We start from the raw sequence: 22,866 nt of genomic DNA, 5'->3' as shown, positions 1-22,866 counted from the left end.
TTTATGATAGATAAATTCAATGCAAAGATAGGTAATATCATTTGTAAATCAATTGTTGCATTGTTACTTTTGCATCATAAAAAAATAATCGTATGCCAACAAAAAGATTTCACAGACATCTCCCATCCAATGGTTATGCTTTGTATTGGATATTGCTAATCTATCTCGTCTTAGGATTTTTCTATCCCATAATCGGACTCCTCGCACTGATATGCATGATAGCTCCGGTAGCCTTTGCCGTGAAACGCGGAAGATGGTGGTGTGGAAACGCCTGTCCTCGTGGCAATTTTTATGACAGGGTTCTTTCAAAATATTCACCACACCGCCCTATACCTAAATTCGTGCGCTCATTCGGTTTTCGTCTTTTCATGGTGATGTTCATATTCGCTATGTTTGGAGTGCAGATGTATTCTGCATGGGGCGACTGGAACGCCATGGGACGAGTGTTTTGGACAATAATCCTGGCCACAACCATTGTAGGGGTGTCACTATCGTTCATCTACGCGCCTCGAACATGGTGCTCATTCTGCCCCATGGGCACATTGTCATCATGGGTATCCCCGACAAACACTCCACTGCCTGACGGATTCATCAACATACATGTCAATGACTCTTGCCAGATGAAATGCAAAAGTTGCGCCAGGGTATGCCCCATGCAACTCACTCCTTATGACAGTCGTGGCGATAAAAACGGCTATCTCCATGCCGACTGCATAAAATGCGGCAAATGTGTCACCGCCTGCCCTATCAAAATAATGAAACTCAAGCACAATACCCCAATCAGTAATATATAGCCCCTCCTGTCAGACTGAAAACACAATGATTTCACTACATCCCAATAAGTGGAGACAAGCACCCAGGCATTGTTTTTATCCTGAATTTCAGTCCACATTCACACGGCAGACGCATCTTAAATAAACTTAACGGCTGTTTACCAATATAAATAGGCATACAGCCGTTAATCTTATATGACAAATCCTAACTCACCCATAGATTTCTTTTCATCCATCAGCGATCCTCGTGTGGAGCGCACACAGAAACACAGCCTTGACTCCATCCTGTTCATATCGCTTTGCGCAGTCATCTGCGGAGCGGAGGGCTGGAATGAAATCGAGGACTATGGTAATGCCAAGATTGATTGGCTTGAGAAGTTCCTGCACCTTCCCAACGGCATACCCTCGCACGATACGTTCAACCGAGTAATCAGTATGTTAGACCCAAAAGAATTGAACGGTTCCTTTGTGGCATGGACGAAAAGCATTGCCGAACTGACCGACGGGGAAGTTGTCGCCATTGACGGCAAATGTATGCGCGGGAGCAGCGATGACGGCTCCGGGACATACACCCATCTTGTCAGCGCATGGGCTTCGGCGAACAACCTGTTGCTCGCGCAGGAAAAGGTCGCCGGAAAGAGCAACGAGATTACTGCGATACCCCGGCTGCTGCGCATCCTGGAGTTGAAAAACTGCATAGTCACAATCGATGCCATGGGCTGTCAGAGAGAGATTGCCAAGACAATAATCGAGCGCGGAGCCGACTATATCCTTGCCCTGAAAGGGAATCAGCCCGAAATGCTTGACCGTGTCAGCCGTTCTTTCACATATATTAAGCCGTCATCTGAGCATACGATGGACGGGAAGGCTCATGGGCGGGAAGAAACAAGGGCCTGTTCGGTCATAACCAATCTCGACAACATCATCGACAGGGACAGATGGCCCGGTCTTAAAAGCATCGTGAGAATAGAATCCCGTACCCGGGATGTCAAGTCTGGACAAATCCACAAGGAGACCAGATATTACCTGTCGAGCCTTGAGGCTGACGCTCAATATATTAATCATTCTATCAGGACACACTGGAGCGTGGAGAATCAACTGCATTGGACATTGAACGTCGCTTTTGGAGATGATGCCTCGCGTAAGCAAAAGGATAATGCAGCTCAAAATTTCTCTCTGCTCAACCGTATCGGACTGAACATAATCAAGAACGCCAAGGTGTCATCAATGGGTGTCAAAGGACATAGGAAGAAAGCCGGTTGGGATAACGACTACTTACTTTATGCCTTAAAAAGTTTTGATGTTGTAAAAAATTAAGATGCGTCAGCCCTGTCCACATTCATGATAGCTATTGCGAAACAATTGAATTATTAGTAATTTTGTGGCTATGAAATCGTTGAGTTTATATTTTTCACCGACCGGTGGCGGAGAAAAAATCGCAAAAGCCATACAGAATGGCATTGACCAGAATGACTATGATTATCAGTTCTCTCTTAATCTCAATAAGAGACCTGTATCAGCAGAGACAGGCGAGATCGAAACATTGCCTGTAATCTTTACAATTCCTGTATATGGAGGTCACATGCCAAAAGTTGCCATGGAACGGCTCAATACGCTACGCAGCGAATGCAATCAACCTGCCATTCTTGTAGCAGTCTATGGCAACCGTGCTTTTGAAAAGGCACTTATCGATCTGGAAGCATTCGTTCGTGAACGCGGATTCAATCCGATTGCAGCAGGAGCCTTCCCTTGCGAGCACTCCTACAGCACTGACGAAACACCGATCGCAGCCGGTCGCCCTGACAACACGGATCTGAAAATGGCTGAGGAGTTCGGACGGTTGGTGCGTGAAAAGATATTACACAATGATTTCTCATCCGTCAACACATCCGACCTGCAAGACGAGCCGTCGCCGGAAGCCTCTCTAAAAAACTTCATCAAATTCGTTAAGGCATACCAGACTCAACAGGCTACTGAGCCAAAGATCTATATCCCGCTTGTTGACACTGAAAAATGTACGGAATGCGGTGAATGTGCAGATGCATGCCCAACAGCCGCTATCCGCGAAGACTTCACCACTGACGCAACCCGATGCATCAAGTGCTGCGCATGTGTAAAAATCTGTCCTGCTCAAGCCAGAGCATTCCATACACCATTTGCACGACCTCTTTCAGAGAATTTCTCAGAAAGGAAATCACCATGTTGGATACTCTGATAACACATGCCTAACAACCTTTTGAAAAGCATCCCATAGTGGCATTGATAACGATTATAAAGCACAGCAGCCCAATCTCTTATTAACATGTCGCACCATTTATGAGCACATAGTCATTCTGAGCTCGTTGGATATTGAGGCTAATGAATTATGGCGTATAGATATTTTTGCACTACATTCACAAAAATCTCGCAATTTTTCATTACTTTTGCAGAGTAATCCATTTATCATATGAACATTGCGATTGTTGGCACTGGGTATGTAGGACTTGTCTCGGGAACATGTTTTGCCGAGGTCGGTTTCGATGTCACCTGTGTTGATATTGACGAAAAAAAAATTGACGATCTCCGGCATGGCATCATCCCGATATACGAGCCACGCCTCGATGAGATGGTGAAGAAGAATGTCGAAGCAGGCAGGCTGCATTTCTCGACTTCCCTGGCAGATGTTATAGACGTTGTTGAGGTGGTGTTCTCTGCTGTAGGCACGCCCCCCGATGAGGATGGATCAGCCGATCTGAAATATGTCCTTTCCGTGGCAAAAACCTTTGGTGAAAACATCAGGAAATACACTATACTTGTCACAAAATCCACCGTTCCTGTAGGCACTGCTGCAAAAGTAAAAGAAGCTGTGCAGACCGCGTTGGACCGCAGAGGCGAAAACATCCCATTCGATGTTGCCTCCAATCCGGAATTCCTTAAAGAAGGGGCTGCCATCAAGGACTTCATGTCGCCGGACCGCGTGGTGATAGGCACGGAAAGCGAACGTGCACGGACAGTGATATCACGACTGTACAAGCCGTTCATGCTTAAAGACGAACGCATGATATATACCGACATCCCATCGGCTGAAATGATAAAATATGCAGCCAATTCGATGCTCGCCACACGCATATCGTTCATGAACGATATAGCCAATCTCTGCGAACTCGTAGGTGCCAACGTCAATATGGTAAGGAAAGGGATCGGCACAGACACCCGCATAGGGAAAAAATTCCTCTACCCGGGATGCGGATACGGCGGGTCATGCTTTCCGAAAGATGTCAAAGCCCTAATAAAAACCGCCGAACAGAACGGCTACAGAATGGAGGTGCTCCAGGCTGTCGAGAATGTGAACGAACGCCAGAAATCAATTCTGTTTGACAAACTGATGCGTCACTTCAACGGAGACCTTAAAGGGCGCACTATAGCATTGTGGGGATTGGCATTCAAGCCTGAGACCGATGACATGCGTGAAGCTCCATCGCTGATTCTTATTGACAAGATCTCTGACGCCGGAGGCTCAGTAAAAGTATATGACCCTGTGGCAATGAACGAATGCCGCCGACGTCTCGGCGACAAGGTAACATACTGCAAGGACATGTATGAGGCTGCCATCGATGCCGACGCCATTATGCTGGTGACAGAATGGAACGAATTTAGAGTTCCATCCTACGCTGCCCTTGAACGCATTATGGCAGAGAAGGTCATACTTGACGGACGAAACATATATGACCCCGATGAAGCTGCCGAGCATGGGTTCACCTACATGTGCATAGGCAGGTAATCCCAACCATGTAATAATCCCGAATAACACCCGAACACCAAAATAAGCTATGAAAGGTATTGTTCTTGCCGGCGGCTCCGGCACCAGATTGTATCCCATCACCAAAGGTGTGAGCAAACAACTTCTCCCCATTTTTGACAAACCGATGGTCTATTATCCCATATCCACGCTTATGCTTGCCGGAATCAGGGATATACTTATAATCTCCACCCCTTTTGACCTGCCAATGTTCAAGCATCTTCTCGGCGACGGCAGCGATTATGGGGTCAGATTCTCTTATGCGGAGCAACCTTCGCCGGATGGACTGGCTCAGGCATTCATAATCGGTAAAGAGTTCATTGGCAATGACTCTGCATGTCTCGTGCTTGGTGACAACATTTTTCATGGAGCCGGATTCTCTCAGCTATTGAAGGAATCGGTAGAGACTGCCGAAAAAGATGGGAAAGCCACCGTATTCGGTTATTGGGTAGATGACCCGGAGCGTTATGGAGTGGCAGAGTTCGACAAAGAGGGCAATTGCCTCTCGATTGAAGAAAAACCAGAGCAGCCTAAGAGCAACTATGCTGTAGTAGGACTATATTTTTATCCTAACAAAGTGGTGGATGTTGCCGCCGGGATCAAGCCGTCAGCCCGAGGCGAACTTGAAATCACCACCGTGAACCAGCAGTTCCTCAAAGACGGCGAACTGAAAGTACGGACTCTCCCACGCGGATTTGCATGGCTTGACACAGGAACGCACGACTCACTTGCCGAAGCATCGATCTATGTCGAAGTGCTCGAAAAACGACAGGGACTTAAAATTGCATGCCTCGAAGGGATCGCATACCGCCAGGGATGGATTTCTGAGGACAAGATGCGTGAACTCGCTCAGCCTATGCTCAAAAACAACTACGGTAAATATCTCCTCAAAGTCATTGATGAGGTAAAAAGAACCGGCATAAAGAACTTGGACTAAAACTGTTTATGGAAGTAATCAAGACCGATATAGATGGCGTAGTGATCATCGAGCCTCGTGTATTCAAGGATGCACGCGGATATTTCTTTGAGAGTTATAACAAAAAGGAATTTGATGAGAAAGTACGCCCCGTCAACTTCGTTCAGGACAATGAATCGATGTCGACCAAAGGGGTGATGCGCGGACTTCATTTCCAGCTTCCACCCTTCACTCAATCCAAACTTGTACGGTGTGTCAAAGGTGCCGTACTGGATGTTGCTGTCGATATCCGCAAAGGCTCCCCCACCTACGGCAGGCATGTCGCTGTTGAGCTTACTGAGGATAATCATCGGCAATTCTTCGTTCCCAGAGGTTTCGCACACGGATTTGCAGTGCTTTCCGACATTGCGATATTCCAGTATAAATGTGACAATTTCTATGCCCCTCAGGCCGACGGCGGGATATCGATAGCCGATCCGTCTCTCGAAATCGACTGGCTAATTGATCCTGCCTACGCCATATTGTCAGACAAAGACTCCTGCCATCCCCTCCTGGCAGACTTCGAGTCACCTTTTGACTTCAACATTGATTTATACAGGTAATCCGGCAGAAAAGCATTACAGGCATAACTGAAAAAGTCAGCCCATTTTCATAATCTACTATCCAGATCCCATTTATGAAAATATTAGTTACCGGAGCCAACGGACAACTTGGCAATTGTTTACGCAATTGCTCGGAACGAGGCTCAAAAGACAATTATATATTCACCGATGTAGCAGAACTCGACATCACCAATGCCGAAGCTGTGAAACGTATGGTGAAAGACAACGATATCGAATTGATCATCAACTGCGCCGCATACACAAATGTCGATAAGGCAGAGGATGATGCCGAATTTGCCGAGACCTTGAATTCCGACGCAGTGCGTAATCTTGCCGAAGCAATAAAAGATAACGACGGAACACTGATACATATATCCACTGATTATGTATTCGGCAAAGAACCATACAATGTCCCTTGCAGAGAAGACCAAAAAGGAACACCGACAGGAGTTTACGGCATGACCAAACTTCATGGCGAACAGGCTATCGCCGCAAGTGGAGTGAAATCTCTCATATTCCGCACAGCATGGCTCTATTCGGAATACGGCAAAAATTTTGTCAAAACCATGCTCAGCCTCACATCCACAAAACCAACCCTTAAAGTTGTATTCGACCAGACAGGCACGCCTACATATGCCCAGGACCTTGCCGACACTATTTTCGATATCATAGAAAACCGTCGATACAAGGACAACGAGGGCATATATCATTACTCCAATGAGGGAGTGTGCTCATGGTATGACTTCACAAAAATGATTGCCGAAATCGCAGGAAACGACACGTGCGACATACAACCGTGCCACTCGGACGAATTCCCGTCAAAAGTGACACGTCCCTCCTACTCGGTGCTCGACAAAACTAAAATCAAGGAAACTTTTGGAATAAAAGTCCCATACTGGACCGATTCTCTCAAAACCTGTATCAAAAATATCAAAGCAAATGAAGCGTAATATCATAATAACAGGCGGTGCCGGTTTTATCGGCTCTCATGTTGTAAGACTTTTTGTCAACAAATACCCGGACTACCATATAATAAATGTTGACAAGCTCACCTATGCCGGCAATCTCGCCAATCTTGCTGATATCGAAAACAAGCCAAACTACACTTTCATCAAAGCTGACATCTGCGACTTTGACAGGATGCTTGAACTTATCAGACAGCACAACGTCGACGGTATAATCCACCTGGCGGCAGAGAGCCATGTAGACCGATCAATCAAAGATCCGTTCACATTTGCCAAGACCAATGTGATGGGCACACTTTCTCTGCTGCAGGCTGCCAAAGTGCATTGGGAATCGCTTCCTGAAAAATACGAAGGGAAAAGATTCTACCATATATCCACCGATGAGGTATACGGAGCACTTGAACTAACCAATCCGGAAGGGATTGAATCGCCGTTCACTACCACAGCCTCATCCAAGGAGCATCACCATGCCTACGGCTCTGAATTCTTCCTCGAAACCACAAAATACAATCCTCACTCCCCATACAGCGCATCAAAAGCATCAAGCGACCATTTCGTACGTGCCTATCACGACACCTATGGAATGCCAACGATTGTGACCAACTGCTCCAACAATTACGGTCCATACCAATTCCCTGAAAAGCTCATACCGCTATTCATCAACAACATACGTCATCGCAAGCCACTGCCAGTATACGGCAAAGGTGAAAATGTACGCGACTGGCTATACGTTGTGGACCACGCACGTGCCATCGATCTGATATTCCACAAAGGGAATGTAGCTGAGACTTACAACATCGGAGGCTTCAATGAATGGAAAAATATTGATATCATAAAAGTGGTGATCAGGACCGTGGACCGCCTGCTCGGAAATCCGGAAGGACATTCCGATGAGCTTATCACCTATGTGACCGACCGTGCCGGTCATGACCTGCGTTATGCCATAGACTCACGCAAACTTCAGAAAGAACTTGGCTGGGAACCCTCACTGCAATTTGAGGAAGGCATAGAGAAAACCGTCCGCTGGTATCTCGACAACCAGGCATGGATGGACAACATAACATCCGGAGAATACGAGCGTTATTACGACGACATGTACAAGAACCGTTAAAACCGTTCAATATCCCAAAAGCGGCAAGCGGGTCCGACTTTATAAGTCGGACCCGCTTGCCATATGTCCTCATCAGACAATAATCACACAAGCTTTATTCCGTCAGGTGTAATCTCTATGATCCTGTCGCGGTACAGATTGCCAATGGCTTTTTTGAAATCCTTTTTTGAGCAGTTGAACATATCCCTGATCACATCCGGGCTTGAACTGTCACTGACAGGAATGAACTTGTCGGACGATTGGAGTAACTTTTCCCTGATACCATCAACCAACGAATCGATACGGCCATCCTTTCCTCCATGCAGCAAAAGGTCAATCTTGCCATCCTCTCTTACTCGCTTCACATAAGCAGTCACGGTGTCGCCAACCTTCAACTGACCATAAAGCTCATTGTCATACAACATTCCGTGAAACAGATTGTCAACGATTGCCTTATAGCCAATTTCAGCATGTTTATACACGAGTGCCGTAACTTTTTCTCCAAGAAAATATTTAGGCACCTTGTTGCCCAGGAACTGTTCTATCTTGGCAGACGCCACTATTCTCTGTGACGCATCATCAAGGTACACATATACCGGAACCACCATCCCCTTTGACAATTTCATACGCTGTTCGCTGAACGGGACCAGCAATTGCTTCATAAGTCCCCAGTCAAGAAACGCCCCCATACGGTTCACGTCATTGACTCGCAGGAAAGCAAACTCACCCACCTGGGCATAAGGATGCTCAGTAGTCGCGATAAGTCTCCCTTCATTATCTCTATATATGAATACTTCGATCTCGTCATCCTTATGCAAAGGTGTCTCGATATATCTGGCAGGCAACAGAATTTCCACTCCGTCCCCACCATCAAGATAAGCTCCGAAATCGACATTCTTAACGATTCTAAGCCTGTTATACTTTCCTATTTTTACCATCGTATAAAAGTTTTGAGCAAAATTAGTCAATTTTTCACATATAAAGGCTACTTTTGCAGTAGTAATCATCATTATTTGAGATCGGACCGATATACAATCTGGCTTCCGCCTCACTGAAATTCCAAATAGACATATGGACGAAATACTAAAATACTTCCCTGATCTCACTCCAAAACAGATCGAGCAACTGACCCAGTTAGGGACACTTTATCCCGAATGGAACCAAAAAATCAACGTCATATCACGAAAAGACATTGACAATCTTTACACCCATCATATACTGCATTCACTCTCAATCGGTAAATTCATAACCCCTGTTGCCGGCACTAAATTCCTGGACCTCGGGACAGGAGGCGGGTTCCCGGGCATACCATTGGCGATATTGTGGCCTGATTGCTCATTTCACCTGATCGACCGTATCGGAAAAAAAATCAAAGTGGCACAGTCTATCGCAGAAGAAGTTGGGCTCACAAATGTCTCATTTCAACATGGCGACAGCGGCGAATGCCATAATAAATTTGACTTCGTGATATCACGAGCCGTGATGCAACTCGATGAACTCGTAAAACTCATACAACGCAATATATCCCCCAAGTCGGCCAACAAGCTCCCCAATGGTCTAATCTGCCTGAAAGGTGGTGACCTGCGAGCCGAACTCGGACGTGAGAAGCACCCGCTCATAGATGTCCCGCTGAGCGATTATTTTCCTCACGAGTATTTCGCAGAAAAGGATCTAATATATGTAGAGCTATGAAAGTAAGCCGTTTTATAGTCAATCCTTTCGGTGTAAACACATATGTTATATGGGAGCCGGACAGTCATGAAGCCGCCATTATAGATCCTGGCATGACTGACATAGCCGAATTAAACGCAGTCGACTCATTCATTGAACGAGAGCACCTCTCAATAAGGCATCTCATCAATACACATATGCACCTTGACCACATATTCGGCAATCTATATATAAAGGATAAATATGGTATTGACATTGCGGCACATCAGGCTGACGAATTTCTCGGGCTTACCCTATCCGAACAGACCCGACGATTCCATATCCCGGTACATGTCACGGATCATGGTCCGGACATATTATTAAAGGACAACGACCGCCTCTATCTTGGCAAGGAACCTATCGACATCCTTTGTGTGCCCGGACACTCTCCAGGCAGCATCGCGCTATATTGTCCGGAATCTGGATTCGTAATCACAGGTGATGCCCTGTTCAAAGGATCAATAGGACGCACCGATCTGCCTCGCGGCGACTATGGGCAACTGATAGACTCCATACAACAACGCATCCTCACACTGCCCCACGACACAGTGATACTCCCGGGGCATGGTCCGGAGACAACAGTCGGAAAAGAAATTTCATCTAATCCGTACATCAATTAAAGAAAAATTTCATTAATACAAAAATTCCACTTATCTTTGCGATACGTTTCAAACATCACACCTCGTTGAATATGGCAAAAATTACACGTCCAATTCTGAAAATCCGTGACTTGACCCTTCGTGACGGTCAGCAATCGCTATTCGCTACCCGTATGAACCAAGCCACAATCGACAAACTGCTCCCCTACTACGAGGATGCAAATTTCTACATCATGGAAGTATGGGGCGGTGCAGTACCCGACTCGGTGATGCGCTATCTTGACGAATCCCCATGGGACCGTCTGCGCATTGTCTCAAAGGCAATGGACTCCAAAAGCGGACATCCAAAGTCACTCCTTTCTGCCCTGTCACGCGGACGCAACCTTTTTGGCTACGTTCCCTACCCCAATTCCGTTCTTGAGGGCTTCTACAAGGAAGCTATCGACAACGGTCTCAATGTGATGAGAATATTTGATGCGCTCAATGACATCGATAATGTAAAGGAATCCATCAGACTTATCAACTCTCTTGGCGGAATTGCCGATGGTGCCGTGTGCTATACCGTAGACCCAAAACAGGAAGTCAAAGAGGAGCCAAGCGGATTCATGGGCAAACTGAAGTCAATGTTTGGCAGCAAACCGGCAGAGCCTGAGAAAATCTTTACCGACAATTATTTCGTAGAGAAAGCCAAGGCTATGGAAGCTCTCGGTGCCAAGATCATAACCCTTAAGGATATGGCCGGGCTTGTGAATCCATCACGTGCGGCATCCATCATATCGGCTCTTAAAGCCAACGTGAAAGTCCCTGTTGATTTCCACACACATTGCACTCCCGGCTACGGTCTGGCATCAGCTCTCATGGCAATCATCAACGGAGTCGACATCCTTGACACCAACATTTGGTGGTTTGGAGGAGGCTCTGCAGCCCCAGCCATTGAACTTATATACATATTCTGTCAGCGTCTCGGCGTAGAGGTTGAAGTGAATATGGAAGCTGTTGGACGCATACGCAAAGAGCTCTTCAACGCACGTAAGGCTCTTGCCGATTTCGACCTCAACCGCGATAAAATGCCGATCGATTTCGATCCTCTCAACGATACTCTCCCTGCCGAAATCGCAGCCCTGTTCGACACAGCTATCAGTTTTGCATTTGCCGGTGATGAAGAAGGCCTGCTTGAGACATGCCATAAGATCGAGGCATATTTCCATTTCCCCAAACCCAACGAACTTGTCAAGACAGCGGAAGTGCCCGGAGGCATGTACTCCAATATGGTAGCACAGCTCAAACAGCTCAAGAGCGAGGACCTTCTCGAAGATGCCATGAGACTGATCCCGATGGTGCGCCGTGACGCAGGTCTGATACCACTTGTGACACCTACAAGCCAGATTGTCGGCAGCCAGGCTGTACTTGTTGCTCTTGACCGTAAGAACGGCAAGCCTGACTACACCACTACCAACAACCAGTTCATCTCACTTGTAAAGGGCGAATACGGCAAAACTCCTGTTCCTGTCGACCCAGCTTTCCGCGAAAAAATCACAGGCTCACCTATAGAAAAAGCCTACGATGTATCATCCTACAAGAAGCCTGAGAACCCCACCCTCAGTGATATGGGAGGAATGCCTCTTGCATCCAACAATGAAGAGATGCTGCTTCTTGAGCTCCTGCCGTCGGTAGCCAACGGATTCCTGCGCAAACGTCGTTCAGAGGAATATAATGCTCAGAAAGCCGAAGAGGTTGTCGAGACAGTTGCAGAGGTTGCTCCAAAAGAGGAAAGCGAACCGATCACCGGTCCAACACTTGTTGCCCCAATGGGTGGACGTATCATATCAGTCAATGTAAAAGACGGTCAGACTGTCAAGAAAGGTGAACTACTCCTCGTGTATGAGGCAATGAAAATGGAGAACGATGTTGAAGCAAGCAACGATGCCGTAATCAAACGTGTCCTCGTATCTGAGGGTGACGTAGTCAACACCGACTCCCCATTAATAGAATTTCAGGATTAACCCCCTGAGCAAGTTGAACTAAACAGAACCCTTAATGGAGCTTACAACCCCATTAAAATACCATCAACGTGATATATCGGTATTCCAGTCTTTGGCTGAAATACCATATATCACGTTTCCTACGCGTCTCGAACGGATGCTTCTCGTAGTGTGCATATCCGGTCATATCTCCGCTTACATTGACATGGAGTCGAGGACTGTAGGTCCGAACGACATCCTTGTGCTACGCCCCGGGCATATGATCACCGATTGTGTCACTGACGAAAATTTCTCAGGATTTTTCATTACAGCCACACAGGAGAAGATCAATCAGCTACTTCCGTCCCTGAGATATGTAGTGCCCTACAGCCTCTTCTTCTACGACAATCCGATAATAAATATCACTGACGAGGAACTTGAATCGCTCAAGCTCATCTACAATATGCTGAGCAAGCAGCTGTCATCAACCCCTCGACCATATCATAACATGGCGTTGGGCGCGATGTGCGAAGTGCTGTTTTTCAATACGCTTGGCATATATGCATCTCGACTTAAGACCTCAGTCCACAAATCCCGCAAAGAGGACCTGCTCATAAAGTTCATACAGATACTTGAGGATAATTTCATGACCGAACGCTCAGTGACATTTTATGCCGACAAACTGTTTGTAACGCCCAAACATCTGTCAGCCGTCCTGAAGGAGATCAGTGAAAAGACTGCCGGAGAATGGATTGACCTGCGTGTAATCCTCGAAGCAAAACTTCTGCTCCGTTCCACCGGGCTTAACATTCAAGAAATCAGCACGAAGCTCAACTTTGCCAACCAGTCGTTCTTTGGCAAATACTTCAAGCATCTCACCGGTATGTCGCCACGTGACTACCGAGCAAAACTCTCCGAAGCATGAAGCTAAACCGCCATCTCCTCATCATCGTATACATATTTATTTCTTGCGCCGTCTACTCCTATGCCGACACTCCATATATGGAACTGGTCGACAAGGCTGATAAAGCATGTAACGACGGCAAATGGAGCGAAGCAGCAAAAATCCTACAGGATGCAATAAAGGAGGAGCCTGACAATCCGGGCAATGTGCTCCTGCTCAGCAACCTGGGCCTGGTGCGTTACAACCTCGGGCTTGATTCGCTCGCAATTGATGCATTTGACCAGGCTCTTGACATCGCTCCGTCAAGTGTAACCATAATTGCCAACAGGGCTAAGGTCTATGCGGCAATGGGACTTGAGCAGGAAGCATTCAATGACTATAGCCGCATAATGATGCTCGATTCCACATATATCACCGCTCGATTTCATCATGGGCTGATAGCACTCAGGCATAGGATGTTTGACGTAGCCAAAGAGGATTTCGAATATCTCAAAACTCACTATCCGGCTTCCGATGAGGCCCTCATCGGTGAGGCGACAATGCACAGCCTTGTGGGAGAATACAACGAAGCAATACCTCTGTACACCGAAATTCTGCGAAAAATAAAAGAGCCTGAATACTTCGGAGCACGAGCCTACTGCTATCTTATGACAGACGATCTACAGGCCGCAGCCGAAGATATAGCCCAAGCCTTGGAGCTTGACCCGAACGATGGAGAACTCTATCTCTACCGTGCCGCTCTTAATAAAATGCACTACCGTCCGGAGGATGCAAAAAAAGATGCAGAGCGGGCAATCCAACTCGGGGTCGACCCGGCACGCGCACAGGAATTCATGACCAAATAGCCGGCATGATAGCACCATCCTTAACGGCTCATCTCTCCTCACCACTCATCACATTGTTCTCTCATTAATATGGAACGGAATCAATACAAATTCGACACTATAAAGGCATATTGCGATCATCACAATATACCGGTAAAGCATCCTCTTGTAGCTGTAGTCGACTTTGAAAGCATTTCCGAGCTCCAGTCCTACACCTCCAAATGGGGACTGTATGCAATCATGTTGAAGGACACAAAGTGCTGTGATATAAACTATGGGAAGACTCGCTACGATTATGACGACATGTCTATTGTAAGCTTTGCCCCAGGCCAGGTAACACATATCGATATACCTGAAGGAGTGGCTTCACCAAGCGGTAAAGGAGTGTTGTTTCACCCTGATTTCCTCTTCCGCACACCACTCGCACAAGGTATCAAGAAATACTCATACTTTTCTTATGACTCTTCCGAGGCACTGCACCTGTCAGCTGAAGAACGTCAGACCATAGTCGATACAATCGAACGAATACGCGCCGAAATTGACCATCACGCCGATAAATTCTCCAAAAGACTTATCATATCCAACATAGAGCTCCTTCTCGACTATTGCATGCGTTACTACAGCCGTCAGTTCATAGTAAGAGAAGAAATGAACTATGGTATAATCGCAAAGTTCGAAAACCTTCTTGACAGCTATCTGTCGGACGGCAAAGGAGCGGAAGATGGGATTCCCAGCGTGAAATATTTTGCCGACAAAGTAGCCCTCTCTCCCAATTATTTCGGAGACCTGGTAAAACGAGAGACCGGTGTCACAGCCCAGGACTATATACATGAGAAAGTGCTTAATCAAGCCAAAATGCGTCTGCTCAGCGGTGATAAAAATGTGAGCCAGGTAGCCTACTCATTAGGCTTTCAATATCCACAACACTTCATCAGATTCTTCAAACGCAAAGCAGGTGTGACACCTAAAGAATTTATCAACATGAATTAATCATCAAATCCAAATACACCGTGAAACAAGTAACTGACTTCATCATAATAAGCGTGACGCGCTACAATGACATGTATTCGCGTCTGACACTTGCTCCGGCCGATGGCTCAAAATTGCCTGAAATCCTTCCTGGTCAATTTGTACAAGTGGCTGCCGAGACACCGGGAGTGTTTCTGAGGAGACCGATCTCGATCAATGATGTCGACTACGACAAAAACACTATTGATCTTCTGATCCGCAAAGCAGGCACAGGCACTGCCGCCCTCTTATCTCTGAAAGAGAACGACACCGTAAATATATTGCTCCCTCTCGGAAACGGCTTCTCCACTACAGCAGAACCGGCCTCACGGCTCATGCTCATTGGTGGAGGCGTAGGTGTAGCCCCCTTGCTCTATCTTGGAAGAAAACTAAAGGAGACCGGACATTGCGTAGAGTTTCTGCTCGGAGCTCGTTCAGGAGCCGACATACTCGAAATGGAGCAATTCGAGGAAGTGGGACGCGTACATATCTCCACCGAGGATGGCTCTCTGGGGGAAAAGGGACTTGTCACACAGCACTCGGCTCTTAACGAAAACATCGACAACATATACTGCTGCGGTCCGGCACCAATGATGAAAGCAGTAGCACACATAGCCAAGGAAAGAAACATCGAATGTGAGGTGTCATTGGAAAACATGATGGCTTGCGGACTCGGAGCCTGCCTATGCTGTGTGGAAAACACTGTGAAAGGCAATGTATGCGTATGCACCGAAGGACCTGTCTTTAATATAAACCTCCTCAATTGGTAACCGTTATGGCAAAACTATCAGTAAATATAGGCTCTCTGTCACTCAAGAACCCTGTACTCACAGCATCAGGAACATTTGGCTATGGTGAGGAATTCACTCCATTCATCGACCTCAACCGACTCGGAGGATACATCATCAAGGGCACAACTCTCGAACACAGGGAGGGGAACCCATATCCGCGCATGGTGGAAACACCATCTGGCATGCTAAATGCCGTAGGACTGCAAAACAAAGGGGTGGATTATTTCATCAATAATATATATCCCCGCATAAAGGAGTATGACTCCGAACTTATAGTCAACGTATCAGGAGCCAAGGTGGAGGATTATGTTGAGACTGCACGCAGGCTTTCATCGCTCGACAAAGTAAATGCTATAGAAGTAAATATCTCATGCCCCAATGTCAAGGAGGGCGGTATGGCGTTCGGCACCACCACCAAAGGAGCTGCAGAGGTCACTAAAGCCATTCGTTCAGTATATCCCAAGACCCTGATAGTAAAACTGTCACCTAACGTGACCTCCATTGCCGATATAGCCAAAGCCGCGGAAGCAGAAGGAGCCGATTCAGTATCACTCATCAACACCATCATGGGAATGTCGATCGACGTGGAACGACGTCGCCCACACCTTTCCACCATTACAGGCGGCCTCTCCGGACCTGCCGTACGACCGGTGGCAGTAAGAATGGTGTGGCAAGTTGCCAAAGCCGTAAAAATCCCTGTGATAGGTCTCGGAGGCATCATGAACGGACGTGATGCCATAGAGTTCATGCTCGCAGGTGCAACTGCTGTCGAAATAGGAACAGCCAACTTTATCGACCCAGCCGTGACCATGAAAGTCATTGACTACATGGAGGACTACTGTTCTCGCCACGGCATAAACGATATAAACGAAATAATCGGCGAAATATAGTCAATAATACACCGATGGGGCTGTATCAAAGCTCTCTTTTTGAAGAAATTACCCTTGCCACAGGTAGCTGTGACAAGGGTAAATCTTTATAATTGTGCATAATGACACGCCATCATAATCCTCATAATCAAACCCAAACATTCGTTTTCGTATTTTTTTTACAAAAACAATTGCAATCTAAGAAAAAAAGCATTACCTTTGCACTGTCAAAATGACAATACGACACTTGCCCAAGTGGCGGAATGGTAGACGCGCTCGTTTCAGGTGCGAGTGCTGAGAGGCGTGCAGGTTCGAGTCCTGTCTTGGGCACTACAAAAGCGACTTAACAAAGTGTTAATCACCAAGTTGAGTCGCTTCTTTTATTTTCTACAGGCAAATTACAGGCAAACCTCCTATTTCCATGAAACAATCAATCGTCCACATCTTTCTTTTCATTACTGTTTCAATGCTGAAGCAAGAGGCAAGTGGCAGCAAATAGGGCTCGATTTCAATGCCGGAATAATACACACACATGCAAATGCACCACAACTTAACAGCCACTACAAAGTGACATCTTCATCAAGCATTGATGGATGTTTCGGATTTGGAATTACTGTCTACAATGTGTATGCCGACATCGTATACAAGCCTCGTAAATATTCAAAAGATATAAGCGTGAAAAAATGGAACGACACTCGCGAACTGCTTGCGCATATCGGCTACCGTATACCAATACAAAAGTTTTATGTAACACCGCTTATCGGTTTTATCAGAACTCAATTTGGAAAAACCGACGGAAGCGACTGGACTATCAATTCAAATGGCATCCACAATAGTTTTCATGCCCATACAACAAAAGTTGAATTTGATGCTGGAGCCAAGGTTGGCTATAAAGGCAATACGACACTATGGCTCTTGATTTGAACATCACAGGTACATTCCACGAAGCAATGATCGGATTCGGTATCACTATATAATTGTCAAAATACAACAACCCAAATCCTTTTATAATCTCATTAGAAACACTCTACCCACTGTTGCATGTTCAGTTGCATCAGTGGGTAGAGTGTTTCTAATGACTACATTTTCATATCTGGCTTAGTATTGAAGGGTCCTTGATTTTATCGTCCTCCGCAAACAACAGAATCTTCGATATGATTTCTGCTGTCTTCGGGTCCTCGTCAAGAAACGGAAGAAATATTCTTCCACGACTTTGAGAGTGAACCGGAAGCACGGCTATATGCGCACCACCCTCCTTATGGATCACGCCGCTACCAAGATGTATATTATAGTTGCCAAGCTTCCCACTGACTTTTGCAAAGTTGCCGGCAACCTTGACATTTGAAATTCCGAACATAGGCATAGCATGCTCTACTATCACACGACGCATCTCAATGGTAGAATGACTTGCCTCAGGATCTACTCCGCCGGCATGAGCTACACTCACAGCAAGATCAACATCGCGCATTATCTCTGAGAACACAACCGGAAGCACATCGGCAATCCTTTTATCCTTGAAACTTCTGCGATCATAGAAAGCAACATACTCCAATGTCGGAGCTTCAATATCGGACGGAGAGAACCAATCTGCCAGAGCATACATCACAGCAGTAACATCGCCATGGAAACAGACTTTCTGCAAACCGTTTTCATAATCAACAGTCCACTGCCGCTTTTTCAGTATACCCACTGCGCGTGCAGGCATAATCTGATTTCCGGAATAGCGCATTGACACAGATTTTTCCTTTTCCTCTTCAGTAGGCACATAAAGTTCTCGGAACACCTGCTTAAACGGCTGTCGCCACTGTCGGTCAAACAAGGCTGACTGATATTCACTCCACACGCCTGCCATAAAGAAGTCATGAGGATGTGCGATACGTACAATATCTCCACCTAAGATTTCCACCACCTCTCCATGAGCCGACACAAGAGAGTGCCCGTCATCACCCGGGAAACCGAACACTCCTCCATCCTTTACCAAAACCAGACGAGAGAACAACTTCCATATCACCGGATTCTCACTCAATTGAGAAATCTCTTCACCTGTAAACCAGGAAGACTCCACCATAGCTTTCTCAAGCAGACTTCTGCCTCGCACATGCTGCTCCTTAAGCTGCTTGTGGACCTCCCTCATACGTTCGATATATTTATCCTTTTTCAAGCGTGACGGTATGCTCTGCAGGCGTTTACCCTTGCTCTCCAACACAATCTCAGGCATATCCTCTCCAATGGAGATATATGCTGTGACACCGTCAACCACCTGTGGAGAAAGATATTCTGCCGCTTCCTTCACAAGATCAGCCTCCATGCTCCATGTTAGTCGTGTGGAATCACCGAATCCTGCTGTACGTGCAAGATTGTCAAGAGCGAGCTTCACAGCCCTTGATTCACTTGCCTGACGCTGAGCCCCAAACTGTTTGCTCTCTTTCAGGAACTTGTTGAGGAATGCATAACGTTGCCTCAAATCCTTGATACGGTTGCGTCCAAGAGGAATCAAACCATAAGCCACCACAAGATCCTTGTTCCGCTTATCTGTGATTTCCTTCATCACATCCTTTGCTTTCAGAATGCCAAGCACCGCATCGGACAACTTACGTGCCCTGGTATGACGATTGCCTTCCGCAATATATTTGGCGGCATCATACACTATCTCGAAACGCTTCTTGCCAAGCTGCCTGTATATTTCATGGAACCAAACAGTATCAAATGCACCATCTGAGAAATCCTCCGGAGCCACAGATGTGTAACGTGATATGTGGGATTTCACATTGTTGTCAAGATTCTCACCTGTATGAGCAAGAAAATAGTAAGCCGCACTTGTAAGACCCTTCCATCCGATAGCCTGCTCCACCATTTCAAGCCAGCGTGGCGAAAACATAGCAGCCTCGACAAGACGCTCATCACTGATGCCTGCCTCCTCTGCCTTTTTCTTCAATTGCAAGGGTGTGTCCTCCTCCGTCGGACAACATACTCGCAACAACCTACTGAACATGCTTCGTTTGCTGTCTCCAATTGAATATAGATTGTTAGTCGGTTTGTCTTTGCCAAGCCCAACGAGTATCTTTATCAGATAGTCAATACCGGTTATGACATTTATTTCCTTGGCAAGTTCCGACACCACTGTCGGGGTGTCACCTCGTTTAAGCTCTATTTCAAGGATGCGGTCCACTGCCGTATTAACGAGCGTGCACTCTTCCGGTAAGAGCAGAGGCTTTTCCTTATCGGCAGCATAACGCTTAGGAGCAAGTGGCAGATGACATGTAAGCCCATCCACCATACTTGGCGAGTCCTCCCGTCCGATCATCTCACGCCAGAAATCATTATCACTCATTAAGCCGAGCCCCCATAGCTTGACATACTCCATCGGCTTCAATGGATTAAACGCCTTTTTATATCCAATCTTACGATATATTTCATATCGCGATTTGAATGATTTTACAAACAGGTCATCGGGACATTGATTCCATATATATTCGAGCTGTTCATACAAAGGTCTGACAGGCCATATATCATAGATAGCATAATGTTTTTCATATTCCCAATATGAATTTCCGCACTTATATTTATGGACCAATTCATCAGCGGAAACATGAAGCGCAATTTCCGACATCACATCCGCCGCGATCCTCCACGTGGATTCGCTATGTCCGAACTCATCATACAGGCACTGACGCACCTCACAGGCAAGCCCATAAAATGGATTTTGACATATATCCTTCATTGCATCAAGATGAAACGCACTGCCCAAAATCCTTTTCAGGGCAGGAAAAAACAATTCATCACAACTATTGGTATTTATCGTAGAGAGCTGAAGTCGAAGCATATCCACCGGATTCCCTATTTCATGCTCGTAAAATTCCCGCCACATATCAGGTTTGGCAAGAGCCTGAAGATTGCGGCCGTAAGGCTTTATCCTGACACTATTTCCAAGCCGCTTTGTCTCTCCGTAGGTGTCCGTAAATTCATAATCAGCATTCTCCTCGATAATACTGATAATTTTTCGCATCAGAGTCTCAGCTCGGTCTTTATCCTCGAAAACCAACACTTTCCCAACTGTTGAATCACCAGTGACATTATCCAGCTCCAGACATAGCTCTTCATCAGGATTATACAATCCGAATCCATTCCCCTCATTGTAACTCTCTTCATTGCTGCCGGAAGAAGCAATGATACTGTCAATGAGTATTCTTTCCTTTGATGACGGACGAGATATTGACTCAACTACCTGGAGCAATGACTCCACAAGCAATTTACGTTCGCCTTTGTCACACCAGTTCTTTATGATATCAAGTCCGGCAAGGCGTCGTTCGGCAGACTTGTCGGAAAGCAGTCTACGGACCGATGCTACTGCCTCATTATCGGGCAACACTCCAAGGATACCAATGATAGCGATACGCATCCCGGAGGCTTTGAGGCGCAAATGACTCTCCATGGCAAGATAGTCGTCAGCCGTAAGTCTTCCCTCCTTGCTAAGTGTCGCCACTATATCGCATGCCACAATACGCGCTTCAGAGCCACGATCGGACATGGCATTTACAACAAACTCTATCTGAGTGCGTGTAGTTGGGTTTATAAGCATATATTTCATAAACCGAGCACGGTCATACGCATCCATAGTGTCAATATATGCGAGAGCCCGCTCTATATATTCCGGCGTATCGATCAATAGGGCGATCTTGCATATCTTGGTTGCCACTTCTCCTCGTGACAATTCTACACACATCCATGGGAATACATAGGGATCAAATGTCTCTTTTGATGATTTCATCGACTCAATTAGTCCGACAAAAATATCAAAATCACGTTTGGCATCTTCTACGGACTGGAAAAATTTCTCCAACGGAGGCACCGGGTTCTCCTTCGGATTCCCATACCACCCGATATGAAACTCCTGGTCATTAAGATACAATGGCATCGCTCCTGCAATTATGCCATGATCACTCCAACGAGCATGCAGTGCTGACGATACAAGCTCCCTTGACATTGAGGGAAACTGTATGCACTGGAGCATAAGCATCGCCGCCTCTACACGATATGCCGGAGCTGAGGCTATAAGTGATTTTACAGGCTCAACAATATTCTCAACATTGTAAAAAGCAATAGCCCAAAGTCCGAGATACACTTCCATTGGATCGTTGCTCATCACCGCTTTAGTGGCTTCCTCAGGCTCGGTCACATATCGGAATACACGCTCTACAAACTTCTCAGTGATACGCTCCGGAGCCTCTATTTCTCCGAGCCCAGTGGAAACGGCAAGACCACGCTTCACAGCCGAGAATCGCTGTAGATTGTTATCCATGATCACCCTGAGCATATATATGAAACTTTCGGTGCGGCCCTCATCCATAGTCTCGATTATTGCCTGACGAAGCCCCTCCTGCAAACGAGCGGCAAGAAGCAATCTCCCTTCCGTTTCAAGGAGCTCCATGTTGCCACTTTTGGCAATAGCTCTGAAATGCGCAAAAGTCAGGCGATTGGAATTGTTTTCCGAAGTCATAGCATCCTTGACGTAGTCGATGCATTCACGATCGCCGGCATCAATCATTGAAGCAAGCCAAGGAAATATATTCAACTTATCGGATAATTCCTGTGACTCTTCGTATGTACGCCCGCAACGTAATATATGGGCTGTGGAAAATCCTGTAGCACGCAGCATCACAAAGCTATCTATCACGGATTTTAGATTGCGTCTCACATGGACTTCTGTACGAGGACAACGTATAGAGCGTCGGACATATCCTATCGTATAGGGCGACTCCGACTCTATCCTCATATACCGTTGAAGTAAATCAGACCATTCTCTGCCAATAAGATACTCAGCTACAGGCTTAAGCTTGCCATCAAAGAGTTCTGCAACATTTGAAATGCCATGCTCTTCAGCATACTTTTCCACCATGGCTTCAAAATTGGCATTACCATGATATTCATAATTAAGTTCAAGCAGATAACAGTTGATGATTTCACGTGCCTCACAAGTCAGCCCCTTAGCTTTATCCAATCCTTCGACAAGCTTATCGACATAAGCTCCGCAAAGATCGTTGACAATTCCGTACCAGGATATTTTCATGAGATATAT

General features: G+C 46.2%; 19 protein-coding genes and 1 tRNA gene. 18 read left to right on the top strand and 2 right to left on the bottom strand.

Annotation, left to right across the window (positions count from 1 at the left end; genetic code table 11):
• Window positions 1-92 precede the first annotated feature (92 nt).
• The 8 genes from EZ315_RS11455 (at window position 93) to EZ315_RS11420 (ending at window position 8,145) form a co-directional block, all read left to right on the top strand.
• Window positions 93-794 (top strand): 4Fe-4S binding protein, encoded by a 702-nt coding sequence (locus tag EZ315_RS11455; protein ID WP_135472202.1) that lies wholly within the window; start codon window positions 93-95, stop codon window positions 792-794.
• Window positions 795-968: 174 nt separating this feature from the next.
• Window positions 969-2,090 carry an ISAs1 family transposase gene (locus EZ315_RS11450; RefSeq protein ID WP_135472201.1) on the top strand — a complete coding sequence of 374 codons (1,122 nt, stop codon included), beginning with the start codon at window positions 969-971 and terminating at the stop codon, window positions 2,088-2,090.
• Between the two features lie 70 nt (window positions 2,091-2,160).
• Window positions 2,161-2,988: a 4Fe-4S binding protein gene (locus EZ315_RS11445; RefSeq protein WP_135472200.1), complete on the top strand. Its 828-nt coding sequence runs from the start codon at window positions 2,161-2,163 to the stop codon at window positions 2,986-2,988.
• 231 nt (window positions 2,989-3,219) lie between these two features.
• Window positions 3,220-4,533: a UDP-glucose dehydrogenase family protein gene (locus tag EZ315_RS11440; RefSeq protein WP_135472199.1), complete on the top strand. Its 1,314-nt coding sequence runs from the start codon at window positions 3,220-3,222 to the stop codon at window positions 4,531-4,533.
• A 49-nt stretch (window positions 4,534-4,582) separates the two neighbouring features.
• Window positions 4,583-5,488, top strand: a complete 906-nt coding sequence (rfbA, locus tag EZ315_RS11435) for a glucose-1-phosphate thymidylyltransferase RfbA (RefSeq protein WP_135472198.1) — start codon at window positions 4,583-4,585, stop codon at window positions 5,486-5,488.
• Window positions 5,489-5,496: 8 nt separating this feature from the next.
• Entirely contained in the window at window positions 5,497-6,069 is a 573-nt protein-coding gene (gene rfbC / locus EZ315_RS11430; protein ID WP_135472197.1) for a dTDP-4-dehydrorhamnose 3,5-epimerase, read from the top strand.
• A 74-nt stretch (window positions 6,070-6,143) separates the two neighbouring features.
• Entirely contained in the window at window positions 6,144-7,019 is an 876-nt protein-coding gene (gene rfbD / locus EZ315_RS11425; protein WP_135472196.1) for a dTDP-4-dehydrorhamnose reductase, read from the top strand.
• Entirely contained in the window at window positions 7,009-8,145 is a 1,137-nt protein-coding gene (locus EZ315_RS11420) for a dTDP-glucose 4,6-dehydratase (RefSeq protein ID WP_135472195.1), read from the top strand. Before rfbD ends, EZ315_RS11420 begins: the two co-directional genes overlap by 11 nt.
• Window positions 8,146-8,228: 83 nt before the next feature.
• Here EZ315_RS11420 and EZ315_RS11415 read toward each other — a convergent pair whose 3' ends face one another.
• The gene (locus tag EZ315_RS11415; protein ID WP_135472194.1) at window positions 8,229-9,062 is read right to left on the bottom strand and encodes a CvfB family protein; all 834 of its coding nucleotides are present in this window, start codon (window positions 9,060-9,062) and stop codon (window positions 8,229-8,231) included.
• Between the two features lie 133 nt (window positions 9,063-9,195).
• On the opposite strand from EZ315_RS11415, the gene rsmG reads away from it, so the two are divergent.
• The 10 genes from rsmG to EZ315_RS11365 all read left to right on the top strand — a co-directional run bounded on the left by rsmG (window position 9,196) and on the right by EZ315_RS11365 (window position 17,714).
• Complete coding sequence (rsmG, locus tag EZ315_RS11410; RefSeq protein WP_135472193.1) at window positions 9,196-9,816, top strand: 16S rRNA (guanine(527)-N(7))-methyltransferase RsmG; 621 nt, start codon at window positions 9,196-9,198, stop codon at window positions 9,814-9,816.
• The gene (locus EZ315_RS11405) at window positions 9,813-10,454 is read left to right on the top strand and encodes an MBL fold metallo-hydrolase (RefSeq protein ID WP_135472192.1); all 642 of its coding nucleotides are present in this window, start codon (window positions 9,813-9,815) and stop codon (window positions 10,452-10,454) included. Before rsmG ends, EZ315_RS11405 begins: the two co-directional genes overlap by 4 nt.
• Window positions 10,455-10,525: 71 nt before the next feature.
• Window positions 10,526-12,436, top strand: coding sequence for a biotin/lipoyl-containing protein (locus tag EZ315_RS11400; RefSeq protein WP_135472191.1), 1,911 nt, complete (start codon window positions 10,526-10,528; stop codon window positions 12,434-12,436).
• A gap of 34 nt (window positions 12,437-12,470) precedes the next feature.
• Window positions 12,471-13,319, top strand: a complete 849-nt coding sequence (locus EZ315_RS11395; protein WP_135472190.1) for a helix-turn-helix domain-containing protein — start codon at window positions 12,471-12,473, stop codon at window positions 13,317-13,319.
• Window positions 13,316-14,143 carry a tetratricopeptide repeat protein gene (locus EZ315_RS11390; protein ID WP_135472189.1) on the top strand — a complete coding sequence of 276 codons (828 nt, stop codon included), beginning with the start codon at window positions 13,316-13,318 and terminating at the stop codon, window positions 14,141-14,143. The genes EZ315_RS11395 and EZ315_RS11390 overlap by 4 nt, the downstream gene beginning before the upstream one ends.
• Window positions 14,144-14,212: 69 nt before the next feature.
• Window positions 14,213-15,112, top strand: coding sequence for a helix-turn-helix domain-containing protein (locus EZ315_RS11385; protein ID WP_135472188.1), 900 nt, complete (start codon window positions 14,213-14,215; stop codon window positions 15,110-15,112).
• Between the two features lie 71 nt (window positions 15,113-15,183).
• Window positions 15,184-15,900: a dihydroorotate dehydrogenase electron transfer subunit gene (locus EZ315_RS11380; protein WP_135472821.1), complete on the top strand. Its 717-nt coding sequence runs from the start codon at window positions 15,184-15,186 to the stop codon at window positions 15,898-15,900.
• Between the two features lie 5 nt (window positions 15,901-15,905).
• Window positions 15,906-16,811 (top strand): dihydroorotate dehydrogenase, encoded by a 906-nt coding sequence (locus tag EZ315_RS11375; RefSeq protein ID WP_135472187.1) that lies wholly within the window; start codon window positions 15,906-15,908, stop codon window positions 16,809-16,811.
• Between the two features lie 228 nt (window positions 16,812-17,039).
• A tRNA-Leu gene (locus EZ315_RS11370) sits at window positions 17,040-17,120 on the top strand.
• Window positions 17,121-17,141: 21 nt separating this feature from the next.
• Window positions 17,142-17,714 (top strand): hypothetical protein, encoded by a 573-nt coding sequence (locus EZ315_RS11365; protein WP_135472186.1) that lies wholly within the window; start codon window positions 17,142-17,144, stop codon window positions 17,712-17,714.
• A gap of 163 nt (window positions 17,715-17,877) precedes the next feature.
• Here the strand turns inward: EZ315_RS11365 and EZ315_RS11360 are convergent, their stop codons facing one another.
• Window positions 17,878-22,857 carry a DUF4132 domain-containing protein gene (locus EZ315_RS11360; protein WP_135472185.1) on the bottom strand — a complete coding sequence of 1,660 codons (4,980 nt, stop codon included), beginning with the start codon at window positions 22,855-22,857 and terminating at the stop codon, window positions 17,878-17,880.
• Between the last annotated feature and the right edge of the window lie 9 nt (window positions 22,858-22,866).

The sequence above is a fragment of the Duncaniella freteri genome, from assembly GCF_004766125.1.
In the GTDB taxonomy this organism is placed as follows: domain Bacteria; phylum Bacteroidota; class Bacteroidia; order Bacteroidales; family Muribaculaceae; genus Duncaniella; species Duncaniella freteri.
This window is presented reverse-complemented; position numbering and strand designations above follow the sequence as displayed.

Bases quoted from the DNA above. Each gene is read 5' to 3' on its own strand.
- EZ315_RS11385 (WP_135472188.1), top strand. From the start codon at position 14,213: ATGGAACGGAATCAATACAAATTCGACACTATAAAGGCATATTGCGAT.
- rfbA (WP_135472198.1), top strand. From the start codon at position 4,583: ATGAAAGGTATTGTTCTTGCCGGCGGCTCCGGCACCAGATTGTATCCC.
- EZ315_RS11375 (WP_135472187.1), top strand. From the start codon at position 15,906: ATGGCAAAACTATCAGTAAATATAGGCTCTCTGTCACTCAAGAACCCT.
- rfbC (WP_135472197.1), top strand. From the start codon at position 5,497: ATGGAAGTAATCAAGACCGATATAGATGGCGTAGTGATCATCGAGCCT.
- EZ315_RS11405 (WP_135472192.1), top strand. From the start codon at position 9,813: ATGAAAGTAAGCCGTTTTATAGTCAATCCTTTCGGTGTAAACACATAT.
- EZ315_RS11450 (WP_135472201.1), top strand. From the start codon at position 969: ATGACAAATCCTAACTCACCCATAGATTTCTTTTCATCCATCAGCGAT.
- rfbD (WP_135472196.1), top strand. From the start codon at position 6,144: ATGAAAATATTAGTTACCGGAGCCAACGGACAACTTGGCAATTGTTTA.
- EZ315_RS11360 (WP_135472185.1), bottom strand. From the start codon at position 22,857: ATGAAAATATCCTGGTACGGAATTGTCAACGATCTTTGCGGAGCTTAT.
- EZ315_RS11380 (WP_135472821.1), top strand. From the start codon at position 15,184: ATGTATTCGCGTCTGACACTTGCTCCGGCCGATGGCTCAAAATTGCCT.
- EZ315_RS11395 (WP_135472190.1), top strand. From the start codon at position 12,471: ATGGAGCTTACAACCCCATTAAAATACCATCAACGTGATATATCGGTA.
- EZ315_RS11415 (WP_135472194.1), bottom strand. From the start codon at position 9,062: ATGGTAAAAATAGGAAAGTATAACAGGCTTAGAATCGTTAAGAATGTC.
- EZ315_RS11420 (WP_135472195.1), top strand. From the start codon at position 7,009: ATGAAGCGTAATATCATAATAACAGGCGGTGCCGGTTTTATCGGCTCT.
- EZ315_RS11390 (WP_135472189.1), top strand. From the start codon at position 13,316: ATGAAGCTAAACCGCCATCTCCTCATCATCGTATACATATTTATTTCT.
- EZ315_RS11445 (WP_135472200.1), top strand. From the start codon at position 2,161: ATGAAATCGTTGAGTTTATATTTTTCACCGACCGGTGGCGGAGAAAAA.
- EZ315_RS11455 (WP_135472202.1), top strand. From the start codon at position 93: ATGCCAACAAAAAGATTTCACAGACATCTCCCATCCAATGGTTATGCT.
- EZ315_RS11440 (WP_135472199.1), top strand. From the start codon at position 3,220: ATGAACATTGCGATTGTTGGCACTGGGTATGTAGGACTTGTCTCGGGA.
- EZ315_RS11400 (WP_135472191.1), top strand. From the start codon at position 10,526: ATGGCAAAAATTACACGTCCAATTCTGAAAATCCGTGACTTGACCCTT.
- rsmG (WP_135472193.1), top strand. From the start codon at position 9,196: ATGGACGAAATACTAAAATACTTCCCTGATCTCACTCCAAAACAGATC.